The organism is Mycobacterium sp. DBP42, from assembly GCF_005924235.1.
Lineage (GTDB): Bacteria > Actinomycetota > Actinomycetes > Mycobacteriales > Mycobacteriaceae > Mycobacterium > Mycobacterium syngnathidarum.
Genome location: NZ_VCMY01000058.1, coordinates 21,218 through 27,217, shown reverse-complemented (window position 1 = coordinate 27,217; position 6,000 = coordinate 21,218). Strand labels below are relative to the sequence as shown.

Genomic DNA, 6,000 nt, shown 5'->3' with positions numbered 1-6,000 from the left:
AGAGACAGGTTGTTTTCCGAGGCGGCCCTGCCGCCTCCGGATTAGCGACCGGGCAAGCCCGGTCGAATCATGTTACCCGCCAACCGCTTACGCGGTTGACTCGAATCGGTTTGCGCCGCGCCGGCGACCCGCAACTCTCGCCGCTGACGCGGCGCGATGACCGTAACCATACCTGCATCTCTCCCATTTTCCATTGTGCTACAACCGCTTTCGCGGTCTACGCCACCGCTCACGCGGTAAACACCAAACCCCTTGCCTACCAACACCATACCCTCATCATACACCAAAACAACCAACACCACTGCACCACAACACAATCCACCACAACGGCGCTCACGCGCCAACACCAACCACCCGCGTATCGGGTGGGGTGCAGGTATCGGGAACATGAGCCATGGCCAGCCTCTCGGCGCCGTAACCTATTCGAAGGCCTCGGCGCCGAGGACCGTAGCAGCTGTGCCGATCAGTCGGTGCCCTCGGCGGGCCGGTGCCCTTTGAGCTTGTGGTAGGCCACCGTGTCGGTCCACGACGCACCTTCGTGCATACGAATGCTGACCGACTTCGCATTGACCCGCACCACTGGCCACCACCCGCCGCAATACTTCACCTGGTCCCCCTTGGCGATAGTCTCTCGGCTGAAGCTCAGGGCGACGCCGGCGGCTTGTTGCTCGGCATAGACACCTTTCCAGTAGTCGATCTCGGCGCCACGCTGCGCCATGCGTGCGACGACCTGGTCCCGGTATGCACCGGTGGCCGGAGGGAATTCATCGGCATACTCACCGGTCGCGGTGCGCGCCACCACACGGCGGTAGCCATCCAGAATCCGCTGATCTCTCCGTTGGTCGGCTTCTATGCGGTCAAGCCGGTTCTTCACCGTCACCGGGTTGTGCCGGCGGTCGGCCGCAGCCGCGGCCACGTCGGCACGCGTCGCCGCGTTCTTCGCTTCCTCCGTGGCGTCGAGTGCGCGCCGCGTCGCGGTGTGGGCACGTTCGACATTGCGCATCACACGACGCCCACCAGCGGTGTCAACGTAGATCGGCTGACCGAAGGGCGGCAGCAGCTGTGAAGCGTGGTGCTCGACCTCCCATGCCGCGTCGGCAGCCGCGGCGCGGCGGTCCGCCTTATCTGCCAAGGCCTCGGCGCGGTCCCCCTGGCGTGCGGCGAGATCCGCCTCAGACTCGGCAACCGAGCGGTGACTGGCGTCGACCTCCTCTGTGACGCTATGCCCGGCCGCCGTCAATGCCTCCACCGCGCGGCGGATCCGGTAGTGGTCCGGCTGCCGGTCACGGCTGCGCGGGATCCCCCACAGACCCAGCGTGCGAAACCACTTGAACCCCGCTGACTTGAGGATCTCGTTGGTCCCGTCGCCGCGCCGGGTCCCGCGAACCAACGTCCCCTCCGCTGCAGTGTGCGTGATAGTGATGGGCTCCGTCGCAGTCATCTCAACGCACCTCTTCCGTACCGCTGACTGCCACGTCTACCGACTTGTCGAACCAGCCGGGCCGGTCATACCGCCAGCTGTCCCCTGGCGCCCGTATAGGCATCAGCAGCCCCATGAAATTCTCCCCGATCCGGATTGCAGTCGGTCCCAGCTGCCCCGACTTGGTTCGCGTCGGAAACACCACCATTCGGGCACCCGCGCCGGCTTCATCAGGCCGGACCTTGGTGAACTTCGACACCAACGAGGGGTTGTACCCCATCCCGACAATCCCGCCCATGCGTTCATCGTCAGCCGGCACCAGGTGACGCCACTTCGGGAACTCGGCATCAAGACCACGCACGGTCATGGCCTCCCCGGTGCTGAACCGGAATGTCACTACCGGCGCCACATCCGGGTCCGGCGCGTCGATGACCACCATTCGTGAGCCCTCATCGCGCTTCACTGTCTTGGCCAGCTTCACCAATGCCTTGGCGTCAGTGCCCGCCAGGGTCATCGTGAACGCCTGGCCGGTGTAGTCAACCCGCGAGACACCCAGCACAAATCTGTCGGTCGCAGCGGCTACCAGGCGATCGGAACTAAACTCCAGCCGCACCGCTTCCAGAAACGGCAGTCGCACAGACGGAGCCGCCGCGAACAGCAGCGCATCCGACAACACAGTGTGCAAGTCTTTTGCCTTGAGCGTATTCACTTCGCCCACCGCGTCAGCGGCCACGACAGTCGTCTTATCCAATACAGATGTCACAACACAACTCCTCTTTCCGGGGCCTGCCTCCATTCGGCGTGCCTTACATCCCCCATCTTACCGAGGAACACCGACAAAACTGCAGCTAAAGACCAACTCCACCACCGGATTTGAGACACACCCACCACCCCACCCCTGTATCGGGTGGGGTGGTGGGTGTGGGGCAGATTTCCTCCGCACCCCCGGCGGACGGTGCCTGGCTTTCATGTTGCCCAGCCTGCTTTTCCGTTGTGCCCCAAAAGCTCCCTCGCACACGATGATGGTCAGCGTGGCCGCTTATGCACGGTGCATAACGAAATGGGACAACCTCAATTTCCGAAGGTTGATCGCTAACTCTCTGCTGCACCAAGCTATTCGGTAGGAGATGACCACGGCGAACTCCCGTAGGCGAGGTTGCTGAATTGTGAAACGTGTAGCCGGGAAGCCAAACGGATCACCCGCGGCGCGGGTCCTTGGCGCTGTTTGGCCAGCACCAACGACAGCTCTCCAGCCTGGGGGCTGTCAGGGTCGAACGCGTCGGGGCGATGCAGCAGCAGCACCATATCGGCGTCCTGCTCCAGTTGACCTGAGCCGCGTAGATCAGACAGGGCCGGCATCTTGTCAGCCCGTTGTTCGGGCCCACGGTTGAGCTGGCTGACGGCGAGGACTGCGACGTCGAGCTCTTTCGCAAGCAGTTTGAGGCTGCGGGAAAATTCGGCCAGCTCCTGCTCGCGCGATTCGACCTTCCTTCCAGAGCTCATCAGTTGGAGGTAGTCGACAACGACGAGCTGCAGATCTGCCTTCTGCTTGAGCCGGCGGGCTTTCGCGCGGATCTCGGTCATGGTCATGTTCGGAGAGTCATCGATATACAGGGGTGCGGCGCTGATCTCGGCCATCCGACGGGCCAGCTGAGTCCATTCCTGGTCGGTCATGCGCCCTGCCCTCATCGCCTCCAGCCTTACGTTGGCCTCAGCCGACAGCAGCCGCATGACGATCTCGGACTTACTCATCTCCAGTGAAAACACCACGCTGGCCAACTGTTGGCGGATGGAGCAGCACCGCATAACGTCCAGTGCCATCGTCGATTTCCCGATGCCGGGCCTGGCCGCGCAAATCACCATCTGGCCGGCCTGAAGCCCGTTGGTCAAATCGTCTAGCTCGGTGTACCCGGTAAGAACCCCGCGGCTTAATCCCTCGTGAGAGGCGATCGTGTCGAGTTCGTCGAGGGTTGGTTGGAGTAACTCTTCCAACGCTACGAAGTCTTCGGCCACCCTGCGTTCGGTGACCTCGTAGATTTCGGCCTGGGCTCGATCCACCACTTCGCTGACGTCAGCTCCATCAACGCCGGCGTATCCGTACTGCACCACCCGGGTCCCCGCTTCTACCAGCCTTCGTAGAAGGGCTTTCTCCGCCACGATGTCGGCGTAGTAGCCGGCATTAGCTGCTGTGGGCACGGTGGCGATGAGAGTATGCAGATACGGCGCTCCACCGATTCGTGTCAGCAGCCCCCTCCGGTCCAGCTCGGCAGCCACCGTAACTGCGTCGGCCGGTTCACCACGGCCGTACAGATCCAAGACCACCTCGAAGATGTTCTGGTGGGCGGGCCGATAGAAGTCCTCCGGGTACAGTCGCTCGAGAACATCGGCTACAGCGTCCTTGCTCAGCAGCATGCCCCCCAGCACAGACTGTTCGGCCTCAAGATCCTGCGGAGGCTGCCGTGCCGCGTCGTAATGCCCCTGGTGGGTTCGTTCACAGGTGTCATTGCGGGCGTGCAGGTCAGTCATCGGGATTCCTCTGAGGCCTGATCGCTGTCCCGCGCGGCATCGGGGTCCCCGCTTCAATCTCTATGGACATCAACAGTTCTGGGATAATCTGCGCGAATCTGGGTTGCAGCGAGGCGGTGACGTACCTGGCTGCTCCGCGGGCCTCGTGCAGTCGGGGGTTGTTCATGTAGTCGTGTTCCTTTCCGGTGTTGCTCATGACGCCTGGTCCAGGCAGGTAGTGCTCCAGCAGTCGTCGCATACCACTGCCAGGTCGGGATTAAGTTCGTACAAGGGCAGCTCTGGCCGCGCGCGTCCGGCTTGGCCACTGCGTCCGCTACACGACATGCACTCGCCGCCGGTCGCCAACCAGTGCAGCGACGCCGCGTCTGGGTCGGGATTCATGTTCGCGCGACCAGCCGCTCTGATCGCAGGGTCGAAGGCGAGGTTCTGGCGTAGCCAGGTCGCGATCGCCGCCGACAATGGCGCTGTGGGGTTTTCGCGCTGCGCGATACGCGCTGCCTGCACCACTGTGTGGTCAGGGCTCATGTTCGCAGGATCGATGCGGAGCCGCTCACACGCGGCCAAGTACTCCGGCGAACTTGTGCGCGCCCGGATCATCTCCTGACGCTGAGCGGGCGTGGTGGCCGCACATACCCGCTCGTATTCGCGTTGGTCGCGTTCATGGTCTTGCTGCCGCTGCTGGGCTCTGACTGCGTCGTCGTAGGCCTTTTGCAGCGGCGCCAGTCGCGGTCCTGACCCGATGAGGTTCTTGCTGAAACGCCACTTGGCCAGCCGATACGGGTGGCTGACGTCGGCCGGCAGCTCGGCAGCAAGCACCGCCAGCAGGTCCTCAGCTCGCCAGCCGCGTGCCAGCTTGTCCCGGATCGCCCGGCCCAACAGCCACTGCAGCCGCTTGGGCAGCTCGGCGAAAACGGTCGGCATCTCGGCTAACACACGTCGTACGTCGTTCGGGTTGACCGTGACCTCGCTCGGTCGGGTCCGGTGGGGCTTGTGACTGGCCGTTTGGGGGGTAGGGGGGTATTTCCCTTGGGATATATAAGGACGCCGCCGAGAAAAGGGGACGATGCACCCCCCAGACTCGTCCCGTGCCAGTTCATCAACGCCGTCGAGGAGCCGTTTGTGGATGGTGATCGTGGCCGTGCGGCCACGGCCCTGCGCGGGCGTGTAGGTGATCAACTCACGCTCAGCAAGCTTGGCCAGTTCACGGCCTACGGTGCGCTGGTGGTGCGGTACCGGGCACAGCTCCGCAAGCTGTGCGAGTTGCACGCGATCGTCACGCACTCGCTTCCAGCGCAGCGGCAACAGCTCGATCACTGCCGCGAGCACGTGACGTGACGCCCCCGCCAAGCCGAGGGCGTCAGCGGCGTCCTCCAGGCGCCGAGCAACCATCCTGGCGTCGCTCGGCAGAATGCGCGGCCGCAGGGCGACCGAGTTGCCGTTGCTCGGGTGCCGGCAACTCACCAGACGCTCCGCCACTGAGGGTGGCTTGGCCAGCCGATGAAACCGCCGGACGGTCGAGTCTGGGCCGACGTCAGTAACCTGTGACGCCGCCGGCCCAGCACTACATCGGCCTGTCGTCGCGCTGCAACGTCACGCCCTAACGGCGGAACGAGCCAGGGAAACGATGACTGGCTGAAGACAGTCCGCCGCCTACCGGCATGCGAACGTGTCGTACTTGTGTAGTTGTGGCTAACTTCGTGGCGCCGGAATCCGCGCGAACGACACGCCCATGAACGGATCGCATCGATCCTGATCAGATGGTGTTTCGGCGAAACTCCGAAGCCAAATGTTGATCTGGCTTCAGGGTAGGGGCTACCCTGGAAACGACCCGGCAAGGTTGTTCCCTTCTTTCGCAAGGGGATCGAGAGTCGAAGTTGGTAGCTTCGGATCTCACGTGAACTCGGAGTTGGCGCTCCGGTTCGTCGAAACGCAATCCCATTCATCCCCCTCTGGGGGAGGGCTGCGTCCGTGTCCCTTTCGGGCCTTCGATCCCCACTGTTCAGTTGTCAAAGCACCCGCAGGGCGGGCTTAAACGGCTGTTTAACCTCCTATAT

4 protein-coding genes are annotated in these 6,000 nt (G+C 63.3%); all 4 read right to left on the bottom strand.

Going from position 1 to position 6,000, the window contains the following annotated elements:
- Positions 1-463: 463 nt before the first annotated feature.
- The 4 genes from E0T84_RS29435 to E0T84_RS29420 all read right to left on the bottom strand — a co-directional run bounded on the left by E0T84_RS29435 (position 464) and on the right by E0T84_RS29420 (position 5,407).
- Positions 464-1,441 carry a DUF3560 domain-containing protein gene (locus tag E0T84_RS29435; RefSeq protein WP_138746233.1) on the bottom strand — a complete coding sequence of 326 codons (978 nt, stop codon included), beginning with the start codon at positions 1,439-1,441 and terminating at the stop codon, positions 464-466.
- Position 1,442: 1 nt separating this feature from the next.
- On the bottom strand, positions 1,443-2,183 hold the full coding sequence (locus E0T84_RS29430) for a hypothetical protein (protein WP_249383775.1): 741 nt from the start codon (positions 2,181-2,183) through the stop codon (positions 1,443-1,445).
- Positions 2,184-2,533: 350 nt separating this feature from the next.
- On the bottom strand, positions 2,534-3,946 hold the full coding sequence (gene dnaB, locus E0T84_RS29425) for a replicative DNA helicase (RefSeq protein WP_138746231.1): 1,413 nt from the start codon (positions 3,944-3,946) through the stop codon (positions 2,534-2,536).
- A gap of 192 nt (positions 3,947-4,138) precedes the next feature.
- Positions 4,139-5,407 (bottom strand): hypothetical protein, encoded by a 1,269-nt coding sequence (locus E0T84_RS29420; protein WP_138746230.1) that lies wholly within the window; start codon positions 5,405-5,407, stop codon positions 4,139-4,141.
- Between the last annotated feature and the right edge of the window lie 593 nt (positions 5,408-6,000).